Here is a 17,967-nt window from a genome sequence, read left to right as displayed (position 1 = left end):
GAACAGCAGCCTGTTACAGCCCCAGTTCTTTCCGCAGCGCATCGGTTTTGCCGGTCTTTTCCCAGGAAATATCCAGGTCTTCCCGGCCCATGTGGCCGTAGGCGGCCAGCTGCCGGTAGATGGGACGGCGCAGCCCCAGATCCCGGATAATCGCCGCGGGGCGCAGGTCAAACACCTTGCACACCGCCTGCTGCAGCGCATCGTCCCCCACCGTGCCGGTGCCGAAGGTATCCACCATCACGCTGACCGGCTCGGCCACGCCGATGGCGTAGGCCAGCTGCACCTCACAACGATGGGCCAGGCCTGCCGCCACAATATTCTTGGCCACCCACCGGGCAGCATAAGCGGCGCTGCGGTCCACCTTGCTGGGGTCCTTGCCGCTGAACGCACCGCCGCCATGACGGGCATAGCCACCGTAGGTATCCACGATGATCTTGCGGCCGGTCAGGCCGGAGTCGCCCTGCGGGCCGCCCACCACAAAGCGACCGGTGGGGTTGATGTAATACTTGGTGTTTTCGTCCAGCAGTTCGGCGGGGATGACCGGCAGGATCACCTGTTCCATCACGTCATGGCGCAGCTGTTCCATGGTAACATCGGGGCTGTGCTGGCTGGAGATGACCACCGCGTCCACGCGGGTGGGACGGCCGTCGTCATATTCCACGGTGACCTGGCTTTTGCCGTCCGGACGCAGATAATCCAGCGTGCCGTTCTTGCGCACAGCGGTCAGCCGCAGCGCCAGTTTATGGGCCAGGCTGATCGGCAGCGGCATCAGTTCCGGGGTTTCATCGCAGGCGTAGCCGAACATCATGCCCTGGTCGCCCGCGCCGCCCACGTCGTCGTTGGTGCCCAGCGCGATGTCGGGACTCTGTTCGTCGATGTTGGTGATAACGGCGCAGGTGTCTGCGTCAAAGCCGAACTTGGCGCGGGTATAGCCAATGTCCCGGATCACCTGACGGGCCACCGACTGGATATCCACATAGCAACTGGTGGTGATCTCGCCCATCACATGGACAAGGCCGGTGGAACAGGTGGTCTCGCAGGCTACCCGGGCATCCGGGTCCTCTGCCAGGATGGCGTCCAGCACTGCGTCGCTGATCTGGTCGCAGATTTTGTCGGGATGCCCTTCGGTGACCGACTCGGACGTAAAAAGATGTTTTGCCATGACAAATTGCCCTCCATAAAATAAAATTCTTGAAAAGCAACTTGCCTAAAAGCGCCACCGTGCGCAAAAAAACGCCCGGGGCCGAAAGCTCCGGGCGCATACACGCTTATCTTTCGGTTTCCCGCAGGATTTGGCACCTTACATACAAATGCAGGTTGCCGGGCTTCACAGGGCCTGTCCCTCCGCCGCTCTTGATAAGTTGCTATTCAATTTTCGACAACTATCATAGCACGCGGGAAAAGGCTTGTCAATCAGTTTTTCAGCCCATGCTGATTCCCATGCGGCGGGCAACCTCCAGCATGCCGTGGCTTTCCGGCACAAGGCGGCTCTTGCCGGCGATATCCTTGAGCTTGTTCTCGCCCACATGGTTGTTCTTCATGGCCACGGTGATGCCGTAGTTCTCGTCCTCCACCATCTTGGCGGCATAGGAACCGAACTGGGTGGCCAGCACGCGGTCATAGGCAGAGGGGCTGCCGCCGCGCTGCATGTGGCCCGGCACGCAGACACGGGTCTCGAAGCCGGTCATCTTCTCGATCTGCTTGGCGATCCGGTTGGTGGCAGTGGTATAGCCCTGCTCAGCCCGCTTGGCGGCCCGCTCTTTCTTCTTCATGCGGGCTTCCTCGGCATCGTATACGCCCTCTGCCACGGCCACGATGGAGAAGTTCTTTCCCTGCGCGGCGCGGGCCTCGATGGCGGCGCAGACATTGTCGATGGTATAGGGCAGCTCCGGGATCAGGATGATGTCCGCACCGCCGGCAATGCCGGAGTACAGGGTAAGCCAGCCGGCTTTATTGCCCATGATCTCCACCACCATGCAGCGGCTGTGGCTGCCGGCCGTGGTGTGGATGCGGTCGATCACTTCGGTGGCGATATCCACCGCGGTGTGGAAGCCAAAGGTTACGTCGGTGCCGTAGATATCGTTGTCGATGGTCTTGGGCAGGCCGATCACGTTCAGGCCCTCTTCCGCCAGCAGGTTGGCGGTTTTATGGGTGCCGTTGCCGCCCAGGCAGAGCAGGCAGTCCAGCTTCATGTCCTTGTAGTTCTTTTTCATGGCGTCGACCTTGTCCACATTGTCGTCGCCCATCACCCGCATCAGTTTGAACGGGGTGCGCTTGGTGCCCAGGATCGTGCCGCCCACCGTCAGGATGCCGGAAAATTCATAGGGCTGCATAACCCGCCAGTCGCCATTGATCAGGCCGGAATAGCCGTTGATGATGCCGATGATCTCCACGTCCTCGCCGAAGCGCTGATACAGCGCCTTGGCCACACCCCGGATCGTCGCGTTCAGGCCCGGGCAATCGCCTCCGGACGTAAGGATACCTACACGTTTTTTCATTCTCAATTCCTCCTTATTAAATTCTCAGGAGATTGTACTTACAGAGTACCTCTTTGACCGGGTACTTGTCAATGCAATTCTGCATCCGATTTCTTCGGTTTATTCCGCTTCGGCCATGTCGCACAGGCTGCGCAGACAGTCGGCGGTAACGCCGGAACCGCTTGCCAGCAGATCCGCCGGCGTACCCGTAAATACCAGCGCGCCGCCGTCCTCGCCGCCGCCCGGCCCCAGATCCACCACCCAGTCGCTGTGCAGGATCACCTGGGGATCGTGCTCCACCAGGATTACGGTGCCGCCCGCTTCGGTCAGCTCGTCCAGCAGGCTCAGAAAATGCTGCACATCCTGCGGATGCAGCCCGCGGGTGGGCTCATCCATCAGGTAAAGCGTATCCGCCCCGGCGCCGCCCAGCAGTTCCCGGGCAAGCAGCAGCCTCTGGGCTTCCCCGCCGGACAGGGTGGGCAGTGTCTGGCCCAGCGTCAGGTATCCCAGCCCGACACGCTGCAGCAGCTGCAGCACCCGGTCCAGTTTTTTGCTGCCCGCAAACAGCCGGGCGGCTTCGTCCACCGTCAGGTCCAGCGCTTCACTCACATTCACGCCCCGGTATTGTACCGCCAGCACCTCCGGGCGGAATCGTTTTCCGCCGCAGTCAGGGCAGACCTGCTGTGCATCAGCAAAGAACAGCAGGTCGCTGGGCACGACCCCCAGCCCCTGGCAGGTTTCGCAGCGGCCGCCCGGCGTATTGAAGGAAAACTCCCGCCCGGTCAGCCCCTTTGCCCTGGCTTCGGGGCAGGCGGCAAACAGCGCCCGCAGCGGGGTCCAAGCGTCGGTGTAGGTGGCCACGTTGGAGCGTTTTCCCCGGGCGGGCGGGGTCTGGGTCAGGCAGACCCGGCGGGCAAAGCGGGCACAGCCCTCCACACCGTTTGTTTCACCCGGCCGGTCGCCCCCGGCGATCAGGTCAAACACAAGGGTAGATTTGCCGGCGCCGGAGGGGCCGGTGACGGTGGTGATGCACCCGCCCGGCACCGTCAGGGAAAGCTCGCGCAGGTTGTTCCGGCACGCGCCCTGCACCCGGATCGGGGCACCTGTGGGCTTGCGCAGCCGGGAGGTCACCTTGCTGCAAGCGTTCAGCCACCGGCCGGTGGCCGAATCTGGGTTGGCGGCCACCTGGGCAGGCGTTCCCGCTGCCACCACACGGCCGCCCTGCCGCCCGGCCCCGGGCCCCATATCCACGATCCAGTCCGCCGCCCGCATCACCTCCGGGTCGTGCTCGATGACCAGCACGGTGTTTCCCTCGTCCCGCAGATGCTGCAGCATCCCGATCAGGCCGCGGGTATCCCGTGGATGCAGCCCGGCGGTGGGCTCATCCAGAATATAAATCAGGCCTGTAAGATCCGCGTCCAGCGCCGCGGCCAGGCGCAGCCGCTGGCTTTCCCCGCCGGACAGGGTCACGGTGCGCCGGTCCGGGGTCAGATACCCCAGCCCAACCCGCTGCAACCGCGCCAGCTTGGTGTGCAGATCGGCCAGATAATCTTTGACCAGGGGGCGGTGCTGCGGCGCAAGGGCGGATTCCAAACGATCCACCCACTCCAGCAGCCGGTCCAGGGAGAGCGCCGCCAGCTCCGGCAGGCGGGCGCCTTCCACCGTGACACGGCGGGATTCTTCGTTCAGCCGCTCTCCCTGACAGGCCGGACAGACCGCCATCTCAAAGTAGGACTCCAGCCCCCGGGCATCCCCCTCATGGGCGGCCAGCCGCCTTTGCAGCATCGGCTCAATCCCCTCAAACCGCCCCTGGGCGGCAGAAGCAGGCGGCGTCAGGCCTTCGGCTTCCGCCAGTGCCGCCGTCCCCTCATACAGCAGCGTTTTGTGCCGGGGCGAAAACTGCGCCACCGGAACATCCGGCACCTCGGGCAGGCCGAACCAGCGGCAGGCCGCCGCGTACAGGCCGATCTGGTATTCCCGGTATTTGGCAGGCCAGAAGTCCACCGCCCCTGCCTCCAGGCTGCGGCTTTCATCCACAGCGGCAGCACGGCGGACCGCCAGTGTCTGCCCCAGGCCCTGGCAGGCCGGACAGGCGCCCTCCTTGGTATTGAAGGAAAAATCGGTGCGGGTCAGTTTGCGCAGCCGTCCGCCGCAGGCCGGGCAATCCATCCACACCAGGAAGTCATCCCCCCGCCGCTCGGTGATTTCCGGACTGTCGGCCGCGCAGATCTCCGTCCCGCAGAGCGGACAACGCCGCCGGCCCAGTTTTTCAAACAGCATCCGCAGTTCCGTGTAGATATCGGTCAGGGTACCCACGGTGGACCGGGAGCTGCGGTTGGCCGCGGTCTGCGGGATCAGGACAGCCGGGGACGCGCCCTGGATGCGCTCCACGCCGGGTTTGGCGATGCCCTGCATGGACAAAGCCTCCAGATATTTGCGCTGGCACTCCTGAAACAGCACATCCACCAGCAGGGTGGATTTTCCCGATCCGGACACGCCGGTGACCACGGTCAGGCTGTTCTTGGGCAGGTCCACGGAGATGTGATCCAGTGTTCCCTGCCAGGCATTGCGGATACGGATATGCGGCATGCGGGCTCCTCTCTCCGCCGAAAGCGGGTACAAGACAACGAAAGGCCAACGTTTGCACGTCGGCCTTTTGGCAAAGATACAGCTTACATCGGCTGCTCTGCTTTCTTCTTTTCGTAAAATGCCCGGCGCACGGAAAAATAGCACTGCGGGCAAAGGCTCTGGTATTCCACGCTGTTTTCCTGGTCGATCGCGACCTGCGCGCCCTCGAACACGAATTCGCCGTTCACCTTGCGGGCATTGCAGATTGCCTTGCGGCCACAGGTACAGATGGTTTTCATCTCTTCAATGGCGTGGGCCAGTTCCAGCAGGCGGGTGGAGCCGGGGAATCCCTGCAGGGAGAAGTCGGTGCGCAGGCCATAACAGATCACCGGAATATTCAGTTCCACCGTGACCATAAACAGCTGCTCGGCCTGTTCCGGGGTAAAGAACTGGCTTTCATCCGCCAGCACACAGGCCAGAGGGGCCCGGGCCGATTCGGCACGAACCGCTTCCAGCACATCCATCTCCCGGGGTACCGCCAGGTCCACTTTACGGGTTACCCCCAGACGGCTTACCAGTTTGTCGCCGCCTTTGGTGTCCACGCTGGGCTTTAGCACCAGAACGCGCATTCCCCGTTCTTCATAGTTGTGCGCCACCTGCATGAGAGCCGTGCTCTTGCCGCTGTTCATCGCACCATATCGAAAGTACAATTTTGCCATGCGGGAAAGGGTCCTTTCTCATGTATCGTTGCGCAGCCGGTAGCCAAGGCTCATCAGGCTGTCGCCCAGATGGACGTTTTCCACCGTGACATCCGGGTACGGCACCGACAGATCGTAATGGCTGAAGTTCCAGAAGCCGCGGATCCCCAGCTCCACCAGCGTGGAGGAGAGTTCCTTGGCGCCTTCACGGGGTACGCAGAGAACGGCCACCGCCGGATGTTCGGCGCGGCAGAACTCTTCCAGTTCCCGCACATGGCGGATTGGAATTTCACCCAGAAGCAGGCGGCCCACCTTTTCCTCGCTGACGTCAAATGCACCGATCAGCTTATACCCGTTGGTATCCCGGGTGAGGAAGCTGGACACAGCGGTACCCAGACGGCCCGTACCGATCAGGATTGTGGGCAGAAGGGTGCCGTCGCCAAAAAGCAGCTTGCTGAGTTCTGCCAGCAGAACCTCTACGTTGTAGCCGATCCCCTGCTGGCCGAAGCCGCCGAAACAGTTAAAATCCTGACGCACCTGCGACGCCGTGGTGCCCATCACGCGAGCAAGCTCGCTGGAGGAAACCTTGGTTACGCCGCTGCGCTGCATATTGGTCAGGTACCGGTAATACTTGGGCAAACGCTTGATCACCGGAAGTGAGACCTTGCCCTGAGCAGACATCAATCGACCATCCCTTCCCGGATAAATTCTGTACAAAATATAGCACACCAATATCTTTATTATACGTCTGAAACGCGGCTTGTCAAATGTTCTTTCCTCGGTGTGGGCATAATTGGGCACCCGTCACGGCAAACTATATTCTGCGGCCCTGCGCGGGGCGCAAAAATGCATATTCGGGAGGCACAGTATGGGGCAGGAACATTTTGAAAACACAGAGGAAAATCTGGATCAGCTGGAGCAGCAGGTCATCCGGGACATGGGTTCCGTGCTGCGCACACGCGGCCCGCACGCCATCCACTGTCTGACGGTCGTGGGCACCATTGAGGGGCATGTAGCTGCCGGGCAGGGGCAGAAAACCACCCGCTATGAACATGTGATTCCCCAGCTGGTGGCCATCCAGGAGGATCCGGAGGTGGAAGGCCTGCTGGTTATCCTGAATACGGTGGGCGGCGACGTGGAGGCCGGGCTGGCGCTGGCCGAACTGATCAGCGGCATCACAAAACCCAGCGCCACCCTTGTGCTGGGCGGCGGGCACTCGATCGGGATTCCGCTGGCGGTAAGTGCACGGCGCAGCTTTATCGTACCCACCGCCACCATGACCCTGCATCCGGTACGGCACTCCGGGCTGGTGCTGGGGGTGCCCCAGACCCTGCGGTATTTTGAGCAGATGCAGCAGCGGATCACCGGCTTTGTGGCAGGGCATTCCCAGATCTCCGCCCGGCGGTTCAACCAGCTGATGATGCGCACCGGCGAGCTTGTCATGGACGTGGGCACCGTACTGACCGGAGAACGGGCGGTAAAGGAAGGTCTGATTGACCAGCTGGGGACCCTGAGCGACGCACTGCAATATCTGTACAGCCAGATTGAGCAGGACGGTACACAAACACCGGAAACTGCGAATTAATCGGCAACAGGGCTATTATTTTCCTCTGATTTTTGGTACACTTAAGCTGGTGTTGTATTCGGTTTTGGGAAAGGGCCGGTGCAGCAGGTTCTTCGCCCGGGAAGTCTTTCCGGACGCCGTTTTTCTAAGAAAAGAGGAAAAGAAGATTCATGAACTTCTTGATTTTATCCTGCAGCACCGGGGAGGGCCACAATGCGGCCGCCCGGGCTGTTCAGGAGGAACTGACACGGCAGGGTCACGAAGCGGTGCTGCAGGACATGATGCTGCTGGCCGGGCCGCATGTGGCCCGGGCGGTGGGCGGCGGCTATGTGGGCACTGTGCAGCACGCGCCCCGGCTTTTTTCCGCCCTGTATGATGCAGGGTCCCATTTGAGTTCCGCCCGGCGGCGCTCGCCGGTGTATTACGCCAACGCGCTGGTGGCCGGGCGGCTGGAACGGCTGCTTGCCCGGGGGCGGTTTGACGGGGTGGTCACCACCCATCTGTTCTGTGCCGAGACCCTGACCTGGCTGAAACGGCACGGGCGGCTGCATGTCCCCTGCCTTGCGGTGGCGACCGATTACACCTGCATTCCCTTTTGGGAGGAGACTGACTGCGACCGATATGTAATCCCGCACCCGGAATTGACCGATGAATTTGCCGGGCGGGGCATTCCCCGCAGCCGGCTGCTTGCTTTTGGCATTCCGGTCAGCGCGCGGTTCAGCCAGCCGATGGACCCGGCGGCGGCCCGGGCCCGCTGCGGCCTGCCGCCGGACAGCCGGGTTTATCTGGTCATGGGCGGCAGCATGGGATTTGGCCAGATCCGCCAGCTGACCGACCGGCTGGCGGAAGCCTGCCTGCCCGGCGAACAGGTGGTGGTGCTCTGCGGCCGGAACGACAAGCTGAAAGCCGCCATCGAACGCCGCCATCCGGCAGGCGGCCCCGCCGTTACGGCGGTGGGCTATACCCGCCGTGTGGCCGACTATATGGCCGGCTGCGCCGTGATCTATACAAAGCCCGGCGGTCTGACCAGCACCGAAGCGGCGGTGCGGCGTATTCCCATTGTACATACTTCCTGTATTCCCGGATGCGAAACGCGCAATCTGGCATTTTTTGCCGGGCACGGCCTGTCCATGGCAGCCCGGAAACTGCCGGAACAGGTATCCTGCGGGCTGCAGCTGGTGCGGGATGAGCTCTCCGCCGAGGCCATGCGCCGGGCCCAGGCGGAGCACATTTCCCCCTGTGCTGCCAGCCGTCTGGTGGAGGCGCTGGTGCAGCTGTGCAGCAGCCGAAAGGAGGTATGACCGTGCGGTATCTTCTGTTCATTCTGTTTGGCTATCTCTGCGGCAGTGTGCTGAACGGATACCTGCTTCCCCTCTGGATCAAGCATGTGGATGTGACCAAAAACAGCCCGGACCACAACCCCGGGGCCGCCAATGTTTTTCTGTATGCCGGGATCCCGCTGGGTGTTCTGGTGATCCTGCTGGAGCTGGCCAAGGGAGCAGTTCCGGTATACTGGGCCACGCGGGTTCTGGATGTTCGCGCGCTGCCGTTCGCCCTTGTTCTGGCCGCGCCGGTGCTGGGCCACGCCTGCCCTTTCTGGTGTCCCCATGGCGGCGGCAAGGCGATCGCCGTCTCCTTTGGCGCCCTGCTGGGGCTGCTGCCGGAATTTCATCCGCTGGCGCTGCTGGTGTTTTTCTACCTGCTGTTTTCGCTGATCATCCGCATCCAGCCGCACTTTTTCCGTTCCATCATCACCTATCTGTGTTTTGCTGCCGCGGCGCTGTATTTCGTCCCGGGGCCTGTACTGCCGCTGGGCTGTCTGCTGATTGCCGTCATCGTGATCGGGGCCCATCTGGCACGCTACCAGGGGGAACACCCGTGGATCGCCACGCGGCTGTTCCATCACGGGCGCTGAACGTCCGGCACAAGGAGGAGCTATGCAACCTATCATGACCCCGCGGGATTGCCCGCTTCGCCGCAAAGGATGCGGCGGCTGCCAGTACGCAGAAATCCCCTATCCGCAGCAGCTTGCCCGCAAACAGGCCCACGCCCGGAAGCTTCTGGCGGAATGGGGGCCGGTAGAGCCGGTGCTGGGAATGGAAGACCCCTGCCGCTATCGCTGCAAGGTTACCGCCAGTTTTGCCGAGGATGGGCGCCGCGGGCTGGTATGCGGCCTGTATGCCAAGGGCAGCCGCCGGGTGCTGCCCGCGGACGGCTGCCCGCTGCAGGACGAACTGGCGGAACAGGCGGTCCATGCGGTATTGCAGGCCGCGCGGGAATGCCGCTACACGGTGTACGACCCGATGCGGCGCACCGGCCTTGTGCGGCACATTCAGATCCGGCGGGGGCTGTATACCGGCCAGCTGATGGTCACGCTGGTAACCGGGCCGGACATTTTGCCCGGAAGCCGTCGGTTTGCCGCCCGGGTGCGGGAGTTGTGCCCGGATGTAACCACCCTGGTGCAGAATATTAACCCCCGGCCCACCAGCATGGTGCTGGGCGATAAATGCCGCACCCTGTTCGGCCCGGGTTTCATTGAGGACACCCTGTGCGGGCTGCGGTTCCGCATTTCCCCCGCTTCCTTTTATCAGGTAAATCCCCGCCAGACCCAGCGGCTGTACGAGCTGGCCATCCGCGAAGCGGGGCTTACCGGCCGCGAGACGGTGCTGGACGCCTACTGCGGAACCGGCACCATCGGTCTGGCCGCAGCGGGCAGGGCGGCCCAGGTACTGGGCGTGGAACTGAACGCCGCCGCCGTGCGGGATGCCCAGGCAAACGCCCGGCACAACCACATTCAGAACGCCCGGTTTGTCTGTGCCGACGCGGACGAATACATGAACCGGCTTGCCGAAGAGCACGCCGCCCCGGACGTGGTTTTTATGGACCCGCCCCGGTCCGGCAGCACGCCGGAATTCCTTGCCGCACTGGGAAAGCTGGCCCCCTCCCGCGTGGTGTACATCTCCTGTGATCCGTCCACCCAGGCGCGGGACATTGCCCTGCTTGTCCGGGAGGGCTACCGGATGGTACGCGCCACACCGGTGGACATGTTTCCCTATACGGAACATCTGGAATCGGTCGCGCTCTTAGTCAGGACAGAGAAACGATGAAAGGCAGTGCCTATGTGCTAACAGGAATTGCGGATTCACACCGATCGGTTAATCATGCGGCCCGTCCAGGAGGGTGATTGGCCGGACATCCAACGAATTTGGGAAGGCGTGAATGCTTCCCCCTATGCCCGGTTCGATCGTCCCCACAACACCGACAGCACCGATGTTCAGGGCCGGATTGCCCGGTGGGCTGCTGCCGGGCAAGGCCCGGATCATTTTTTCTTTGCGGTTTGCCTTTGCAAAACGGTCATCGGCTACATTGCCTTTAACCGCCGGCCGATCGGGTACGAGGTGGGCTATTGTTTTGATCCGGCGTACCATGGCAAAGGGTATGCATCGGAAAGCCTGTCTGCTCTCATGCGGCTTATGCAAAACCGGGGTGTACGAAAACCGACCGCAGGGACCGCGGTCGAGAATATGCCTTCCGTCAGGCTGCTCACCTCTTTGGGTTTTGTTCTGACCGGAACCGAGCCGGTATCCTTCTATGCGGACGAAGCGGGAAGGCCGGTCTTCTTCGAGGGCGGCGTTTTTGAGGCTGTACTGTAAAAAATGTCTTGTACAAACAAAACGCTCAATTCATTCATATTCCCGTTACAGTTTCGGGTAAAAATCCTGCTATACTATAGTCATCGGGGCACATCCGCCGTGTTTGGACCGGGCGGGATGTGCCCGTTTCGCCGCTTTTGGGCGGCTTTCTGTAAACCGATGGAGGGATACAAACTATGCAGGAGATAAAAGATACCGACGCAAAACCCACGCCCCCGAAAAAACCGCTTATTTTCTATTACATCATTGCCATGATCGTGGTAATGCTGCTCAACGCGCTGCTGTTCCCCTCTGTGCTGGAGCGGCAGGTGACCGAGGTGCCTTATAACGAGTTCCTGGATATGGTGGACGAGGGCCAGGTAACCGAAGTCGCCCTGAGCGAAGCCGATGAACAGCTGGTATTCATTGCGGGCGAGGACGAAAATTCGCTGCGCATCTACAAAACCGGCATCTGGCCGGATGACGGTCAGCGTCTGCTGCAGCAGCTGCGCAGCGATCCAAACATCGACTTTTCCGCCGAGATTCCCACCCAGGCCAATCCCCTGCTGAGCTTTATCGTCAGCTGGGTGTTCCCGATCTTCTTCTTCCTGATTATCGGCGAACTGCTTTCCCGCTTTATGATGAAGCGGATGAACAAACAGATGGGCGGCGGATTCGGCAACGCCATGACCTTTGGCAAGTCCGGCGCCAAGATCTATGTGGAAGAATCCGCTACCGGCGTGACCTTTGCCGATGTGGCCGGGCAGGAAGAAGCCAAGGAATCCCTGAAAGAAGTGGTGGACTTTCTGCATGAGCCGGGCAAGTATGCCGACATCGGCGCACGGCTGCCCAAAGGCGTGCTGCTGGTGGGCCCTCCGGGTACCGGCAAGACCCTGCTGGCCAAGGCTGTGGCCGGTGAGGCGCATGTGCCTTTCTTCTCCATTTCCGGTTCGGAATTTGTGGAGATGTTTGTGGGCATGGGCGCCGCCAAGGTGCGGGATCTGTTCAAACAGGCCAACGAGAAGGCCCCCTGTATCGTATTTATCGACGAGATCGACGCCATCGGCAAAAAACGTGATACCGGCGGTCTGGGCGGCAACGACGAGCGCGAGCAGACCCTGAACCAGCTGCTGGCGGAAATGGACGGTTTTGACAGCGGCAAGGGCGTGGTTCTGCTGGCGGCAACCAACCGCCCCGAAAGCCTGGACCCGGCGCTGCTGCGGCCCGGCCGGTTTGACCGCCGGGTACCGGTGGAACTGCCCGATCTGAACGGACGGAAAGCCATCTTCCGGGTGCATGCCCGCAAGGTGCACATTCAGGAACCGGTGGACTGGGATATGCTGGCCCGGGCCACGGCGGGCGCTTCCGGCGCCGAACTGGCCAACATTGTAAACGAAGCCGCCCTGCGGGCCGTACGGCTGGGCCGCCAGCAGGTGACCCAGGCCGATCTGGAGGAAAGCGTGGAGACGGTGATTGCCGGTGCCCAGCGCAAGAACGCCATGATCTCGGCCGAAGAGAAAAAGATTGTGGCCTACCACGAGATCGGCCACGCCCTGGTGGCCGCGCTGCAGAGCCATTCGGCCCCTGTTACCAAGATCACCATTATCCCCCGCACCTCCGGTGCGCTGGGCTACACCATGCAGGTGGATGAGGGCAACAAGTCCCTGATGAGCCGGGCGGAAATTCTGGCCCGCATCGCCACCCTGACCGGCGGCCGCAGCGCCGAGGAACTGATCTTTGGCAAGGACAATATGACCACCGGCGCCTCCAACGACATTGAGCAGGCCACCAAACTGGCCCGCGCCATGATCACCCGGTATGGCATGACCGATGAGTTCGACATGATGGCACTGGAGACGGTGCAGAACCAGTATCTGGGCGGAGACGCCAGCCTGACCTGCGGTGCACAGACCGCCGCCCGCATCGACGAGATGGTCTCCCAGACCATTCGCCAGGCCCACGAAAAGGCCTACAACCTGCTGAAAGATCACGAGGATCAGCTGCGCAGACTGTCCGACTACCTGCTGGAACGGGAAACCATTACCGGCGAGGAATTCATGAAGCTGCTGCAGGCATAACAAAGCAACGCCCCCGGAAAGGCAACCGCTCTTTCCGGGGGCGTTTTGTTGTTTTAGTCCTGCTGTTTATGGTGCAGACCCAGCAGCACCTTTTCCGGTGTGATGGGCAGTTCCCGATGCCATACGCCGGTAGCGCTGTGAATCGCGTGGGCAATGGCCGGCGAAGGGGTGTTGATCACGATCTCGCCGATGGATTTGGCGCCGAACGGGCCGGTGGGCTCGTAACTGGGCTCAAATTCCACATGCAGGGTACCCATATCCTGCCGGGTGGGCAGCTTGTACTGCATAAAGCTGTTCTCGGCAATCTGGCCCAGAGCGTTGGTGGTCACGTTCTCGTAAAGGGTCATGCCGATACCCTGCACCAGGCCGCCCTCGGTCTGGATGCGGGCCAGGTTCGGGTTGATGGGGGTGCCGCAGTCCACAACCGCCACAAATTCCAGCGGACGGACACTGCCGGTTTCCGGGTCCAGCTCGATCTCCGCCATGCCCACCATGAACGGCGGGGGCGAAGTGGGCGAGGAATGGGAGCAGGTGGCCTGCATGGCCGGTGCGGTGCCGCACATGGACCGGGTAGCAATATCCGCCAGGGACACCGCGCCGCCGCCGTCCAGCCGGCGCACCTCGCGGCCCGCGAACTCCAGATCGGATGCTTCGCAGCCCAGCATCTCCGCGGCCAGGGAGCAGATCTTGGTTTTCAGTTCGGCACAGGCCTTTTCCACCGCCTTGCCGGTAACGTAGGTGGTGGAGGACGCATAGGAGCCGGAATCGTAGGGCGAAGCGTCGGTATCCGCGCCGAACACCGCCACATCGTCCACCGAGCAGTCCATGCACTCGGCAGCCATCTGGGCCAGAATGGTATCACAGCCGGTACCCATGTCCGCCGCGCCGATGGTCAGGGAGTAGCAGCCCTGATCGTCCAGCTTGATGGTGGCGGAACCCACGTCCACGCCGGAAATGCCGGAGCCCTGCATGGCCATCGCCACGCCGGCCGCCCGGATCTTGCCGTCGGGCTGTACCCGGGGGGTACGGCGATGCTCCCAGTCAAACAGGTCGGCACAGCGCAGCATGCACCGGTCCAGCGCGCAGGCCAGCGTTTTTTCGTTGTAGTAAGCGGGCATGACCTGGCCTTCCCGCACCATATTGCGCAGGCGCAGCTGCACCGGGTCGATGCCCAGCTTGTCGGCCAGTTCGTTCACCGCCGATTCCACCGCAAAGATGCCCTGGGTAGCGCCGTAGCCACGGTAGGCACCGGCGGCCTGCTGGTTGGTATACACCACATCATAGGCAAACCGGAACGCCTCCAGCCCGCCGGTGTACAGTGGGATGGATTTATGACCGGACAGGCCCACGGTAGTGGGGCCGTGTTCGCCGTAGGCGCCGGTGTTGGACAGAGTGTACACATCCATGGCACGGATGCGGCCCTCCTTGCTGGCGCCTACCCGGACATGAATCTCCATCTCATGGCGGGGAGAACCGGCAATCTGGCACTCACGCCGGGTATAAATCATCCGGGCGGGGCGGCCGGTTTTCAGGGTGACAAAGGCGGGATAGACCTCCGCCACCACCGTCTGCTTGGCGCCGAAGCCGCCGCCGATGCGAGGCTTTTCCACATGGATGCGGGAAACCGGAATATCCAGTGCGTGGGACAGGATGCGGCGCACATGGAACACGATCTGGGTGGAGCTGATCACATGCAGCCGGCCGTACGGGTCCAGCTCGGTATAGGTGCGGAAGGTCTCCATCATGGCCTGCTGGAACGCCTTGGTATGGTAGGTATGCTCCACCACCATGTCGCAGTCGGCCAGCACACTGTCCACATCGCCATCGCTCTCGCTGCCGCAGGCGCACAGGTTGCGGGTGTTGTCCGCCCCCACCGGGCAGCATGCTTTCCAGTCTTCCTCCGGATGCACCAGCACCGGATTGTCCTTGGCGGTGTGGAAATCCAGCACCGCGGGCTGCACATCGTACTGCACCTTGATCAGCTTGAGCGCCTTGTCGGCGGCCTTTTCGTTTTCGGCGGCCACGATCGCCACCGCGTCCCCTACAAACCGCACCCGGCGGTCCAGGATCAGGCGGTCGTAGGGCGAGGGTTCCGGATAGGTCTGCCCGGCCTGGGCATACCGTTTCTGGGGCACATCCTGCCAGGTATAGATGCCCACCACGCCGGGCACCTTGCCCGCCACGGTGGTGTTGATCTCCCGGATTACCGCATGGGCATGGGGGCTGCGCAGCACCTTGACCACCAGGCAATCGGAGGGGGTAACGTCCTCCAGATAGGCAGGCTTGCCCAGCAGCAGACGCATGGCGTCCTTTTTGCGCACCGGGCGGCCCACAACCTTATTTTTCTGCTCCATCCCGGGCACCTCCCTGCTCTTTTTTACTGTTCAGATAGGCGCGGATCCCCCGCAGCTGCCCGTCATAGCCGGAGCAGCGGCACAGGTTGCCCGCCAGATAGGCGCGGATCTCCTCATCGGTGGGATCGGGGTTCTCCCGCAGCAGGGCAATGGTGTTCATCACAAAGCCCGGATTGCAGAAGCCGCACTGATCCGCGCCCTGATCCGCGATAAAGGTGACAAATTCTTCCGCTTCACTCTGCAGACCTTCCAGGGTCTGCACCGAATGGCCGTCGGCACGGGCCGCCAGCACACTGCAGGAGAGCACCGGCACACCGTCCAGCAGCACGGTGCACAGCCCGCAGTTGGCGGTATCGCAGCCCCGCTTGACGCTGACGCAGCCCTGCGCACGGACAAAATCCAGCAGCAGGGTATCGGGATCGGCCTGCGCCGTAATGGCCCGGCCGTTCAGATTCAGTTTGATTTCCATCTCAGCACCCCTCCATCTGTACAAGGCCGCGGCGCACCAGTGCTTCGCATACAAGGCGGCGGTACTCTTCCCCGGCACGCAGATTGCTGCCCAGCGGCACACGGGCTGCCAGGTCTTTGGCAAACGCAGCGGCACTGGTTTCGTTCACACCGGCTGCCAGCAGGCCTTTCTCGTCGTCAAATGCCATGGCGCGCATAGGCCGGGCACCGATGACGCAGCAGGTCTGCCCGTTCTGCCGGGCGATGGCGCAGGTCAGGGTGGGAAAATCCGTAGCCGAGTTGCGCTGGCTCAGGTACACCACCCGGCGGGGCGCACGGGGCAGGTAGACCCGCACCAGAATATCCCGCTGCTGGCGGGGCATCCCGATAAAATCGGCAAGGGACATCATCCCGGCGTGGTACAGTTCCACCCGGGCATCCAGCGCCAGGAACAGGGTGAGCACATCCGAAAAGCCAAACCGGCCGTACAGGCTGCCGCCCACTGTGGCCAGGTTGCGGAACTGCACGCCCACGATATGCTTGACCGCCTCGGCCATGGCACCCTGGGTCAGAGCGGCCAGGCCGGGGTGCTGTTCCAGCTGGCGCAGGCTGACCATGGCGCCGATCACATAGTCGTCCGGCGTCTCTTCAATGTGGTTCAGCCCCAATTCACACAGGTCAATGGCAGTACCCACCTGGCTGTTCTGCATCCGCAGCCAGAGCATGCCACCCAATACCACGCTGCTTTTTTTCTGGCAAAGGGTATAGGCTTCCTCCAAAGTCTGGGGACGCACATACTCCCGTATCGTCAACACGATCTTCTACATCCTTCCGGCGCCGTGCCAAAGCACGGCGTTTCTTGTGATTTTTCAGCCCCATTATACCATGGGCCCGGCACAAATACAAATCCCGTTAACACAGAAAAGCGGCGCGCCGCCCTGAAACAGGACAGCGCACCGCTGCTTTGCGTATGAAACAGAGATCAGATGCCTTCCTTGCGGTAGCGCTCGGCCATCTCGTCCAGGGTGACCTTCTCCACCAGGGGAGCCTTGCCCACGCTGCCGAATTCCACGATCAGGGTACCCACAACCTCGCGCACGCCCTTTTCGATGCAGTTCACGATAGCGGCCACGTCCTCGTCGGGGATGTTGCCGTACATGACGGTGTCCATGATCGGGGGCAGGAACGCGCGGGGATCAAAGGCGGACTTCTTCTCTTCCAGCAGCTGGTAGATCGCACCGATGGAGGGGCTCTTCTGCAGCTCGGGACGGGCCACAAACAGCTCCTTCATGTTGCGGGTAACGGCCAGGCGGATATCGGTATCCACATTGATCTTGCCGATGCCGCAGTGGGAGACCTCTTTCAGCTGGGCCAGTTCAATGCCGTAGGCGTTCTGGATGTCGCCGCCCAGGGCGTTGATCTCGTTGACGATGTACTGGGGAACGGTGGAAGAACCATGGCTGACCAGCACGCAGAAGATGCCGGCATGGCGCAGGCACTCCTTGGTGGCAATGGCGATCTCCTTGCGGAGCTTGGCCCCCTTGCCCTTGTTGGCGCCGTGCATGGTGCCGTAGCTGATGGCCAGGGCATCCACCTTGGTCTTTTTGATGAATTCCACCGCATCCAGGGGATTGGTATAGGTGGAGTTGTTGCTGAACACGTGGTCTTCCACGCCGGCCAGCACGCCCAGCTCGGCCTCTACGGTGACGCCGCGCTCATGAGCATACTTGACCACCTCACGGGTGAGCTCGATGTTCTGCTCAAAGGGCAGGCTGGAACCGTCGATCATAACGCTGGTGTAGCCGCCGGCGATAGCCGCCTTGCAGCTTTCAAAGTTACGGCCATGGTCCAGATGCAGGGCCACGGGAATGGGGCTGTTCTCACCGTATTTCTTTACCGCGTCACCGATGTTGGCGGCACCCTTGATCTTATCTTCCAGGGTGGCGTTCATAAAATCGGTGCGGCCGCCCATAAAGCCGTTGGCCAGATCAGCGCCCTGCAGAATCGCCGCAGAGCGGAACATCTCGTGTACTTCGATGGCGGCTTTCGCCTGGGCCACGGCGTTTACGTTGAACGCGCCCTGGGCGTAGTCGTATTTATCGGTGGCTTCCAGAATCGCGCGAAGAGGTACTAACATGGCGGATACCTT

The 17,967-nt window shown here is 62.0% G+C and carries 15 protein-coding genes and 1 riboswitch; of the genes, 6 read left to right on the top strand and 9 right to left on the bottom strand.

Features of this window, described 5'->3' with window-relative positions; translation table 11 throughout:
* Window positions 1-13: 13 nt before the first annotated feature.
* The 5 genes from metK to B5E65_RS01390 all read right to left on the bottom strand — a co-directional run bounded on the left by metK (window position 14) and on the right by B5E65_RS01390 (window position 6,424).
* Window positions 14-1,162: a methionine adenosyltransferase gene (gene metK / locus B5E65_RS01410; protein ID WP_087169992.1), complete on the bottom strand. Its 1,149-nt coding sequence runs from the start codon at window positions 1,160-1,162 to the stop codon at window positions 14-16.
* 103 nt (window positions 1,163-1,265) lie between these two features.
* A riboswitch (SAM riboswitch) is annotated at window positions 1,266-1,363 on the bottom strand.
* A 58-nt stretch (window positions 1,364-1,421) separates the two neighbouring features.
* Entirely contained in the window at window positions 1,422-2,498 is a 1,077-nt protein-coding gene (locus tag B5E65_RS01405) for a 6-phosphofructokinase (RefSeq protein WP_087169991.1), read from the bottom strand.
* A 99-nt stretch (window positions 2,499-2,597) separates the two neighbouring features.
* Complete coding sequence (locus B5E65_RS16680) at window positions 2,598-5,066, bottom strand: excinuclease ABC subunit UvrA (protein WP_087169990.1); 2,469 nt, start codon at window positions 5,064-5,066, stop codon at window positions 2,598-2,600.
* Window positions 5,067-5,149: 83 nt separating this feature from the next.
* Entirely contained in the window at window positions 5,150-5,764 is a 615-nt protein-coding gene (locus B5E65_RS01395) for a thymidine kinase (RefSeq protein ID WP_087169989.1), read from the bottom strand.
* An 18-nt stretch (window positions 5,765-5,782) separates the two neighbouring features.
* On the bottom strand, window positions 5,783-6,424 hold the full coding sequence (locus B5E65_RS01390) for a redox-sensing transcriptional repressor Rex (RefSeq protein ID WP_087169988.1): 642 nt from the start codon (window positions 6,422-6,424) through the stop codon (window positions 5,783-5,785).
* Between the two features lie 187 nt (window positions 6,425-6,611).
* On the opposite strand from B5E65_RS01390, the gene B5E65_RS01385 reads away from it, so the two are divergent.
* The 6 genes from B5E65_RS01385 (at window position 6,612) to ftsH (ending at window position 13,017) form a co-directional block, all read left to right on the top strand.
* Window positions 6,612-7,328, top strand: coding sequence for a ClpP family protease (locus B5E65_RS01385; RefSeq protein ID WP_087169987.1), 717 nt, complete (start codon window positions 6,612-6,614; stop codon window positions 7,326-7,328).
* Between the two features lie 149 nt (window positions 7,329-7,477).
* Window positions 7,478-8,608: an MGDG synthase family glycosyltransferase gene (locus B5E65_RS01380; protein ID WP_087169986.1), complete on the top strand. Its 1,131-nt coding sequence runs from the start codon at window positions 7,478-7,480 to the stop codon at window positions 8,606-8,608.
* A gap of 2 nt (window positions 8,609-8,610) precedes the next feature.
* Window positions 8,611-9,222, top strand: coding sequence for a glycerol-3-phosphate acyltransferase (locus B5E65_RS01375; protein ID WP_087170062.1), 612 nt, complete (start codon window positions 8,611-8,613; stop codon window positions 9,220-9,222).
* 22 nt (window positions 9,223-9,244) lie between these two features.
* Window positions 9,245-10,414: a 23S rRNA (uracil(1939)-C(5))-methyltransferase RlmD gene (gene rlmD / locus B5E65_RS01370; RefSeq protein ID WP_242957448.1), complete on the top strand. Its 1,170-nt coding sequence runs from the start codon at window positions 9,245-9,247 to the stop codon at window positions 10,412-10,414.
* Window positions 10,415-10,441: 27 nt separating this feature from the next.
* Window positions 10,442-10,960, top strand: a complete 519-nt coding sequence (locus B5E65_RS01365; protein WP_143402939.1) for a GNAT family N-acetyltransferase — start codon at window positions 10,442-10,444, stop codon at window positions 10,958-10,960.
* A gap of 176 nt (window positions 10,961-11,136) precedes the next feature.
* On the top strand, window positions 11,137-13,017 hold the full coding sequence (gene ftsH / locus B5E65_RS01360; RefSeq protein ID WP_087169983.1) for an ATP-dependent zinc metalloprotease FtsH: 1,881 nt from the start codon (window positions 11,137-11,139) through the stop codon (window positions 13,015-13,017).
* Window positions 13,018-13,070: 53 nt separating this feature from the next.
* Here the strand turns inward: ftsH and B5E65_RS01355 are convergent, their stop codons facing one another.
* The 4 genes from B5E65_RS01355 to B5E65_RS01340 form a co-directional block, all read right to left on the bottom strand.
* A complete protein-coding gene (locus B5E65_RS01355) occupies window positions 13,071-15,371 on the bottom strand; it encodes a xanthine dehydrogenase family protein molybdopterin-binding subunit (protein ID WP_087169982.1) in 2,301 nt (766 codons plus the stop codon).
* Entirely contained in the window at window positions 15,355-15,840 is a 486-nt protein-coding gene (locus B5E65_RS01350; RefSeq protein WP_087169981.1) for a (2Fe-2S)-binding protein, read from the bottom strand. Before B5E65_RS01350 ends, B5E65_RS01355 begins: the two co-directional genes overlap by 17 nt.
* Before the next feature lies 1 nt (window position 15,841).
* Window positions 15,842-16,633, bottom strand: a complete 792-nt coding sequence (locus B5E65_RS01345; protein WP_087169980.1) for an FAD binding domain-containing protein — start codon at window positions 16,631-16,633, stop codon at window positions 15,842-15,844.
* Between the two features lie 167 nt (window positions 16,634-16,800).
* The gene (locus tag B5E65_RS01340; RefSeq protein WP_087169979.1) at window positions 16,801-17,955 is read right to left on the bottom strand and encodes a class II fructose-bisphosphate aldolase; all 1,155 of its coding nucleotides are present in this window, start codon (window positions 17,953-17,955) and stop codon (window positions 16,801-16,803) included.
* Window positions 17,956-17,967: the final 12 nt, after the last annotated feature.

The sequence above is a fragment of the Gemmiger sp. An120 genome (assembly GCF_002160955.1).
Classification (GTDB): Bacteria; Bacillota; Clostridia; order Oscillospirales; family Ruminococcaceae; genus Gemmiger_A; species Gemmiger_A avium.
Note: the sequence above shows the minus strand (reverse complement) of the source record. Positions and strands in the feature narration are given on the sequence as shown.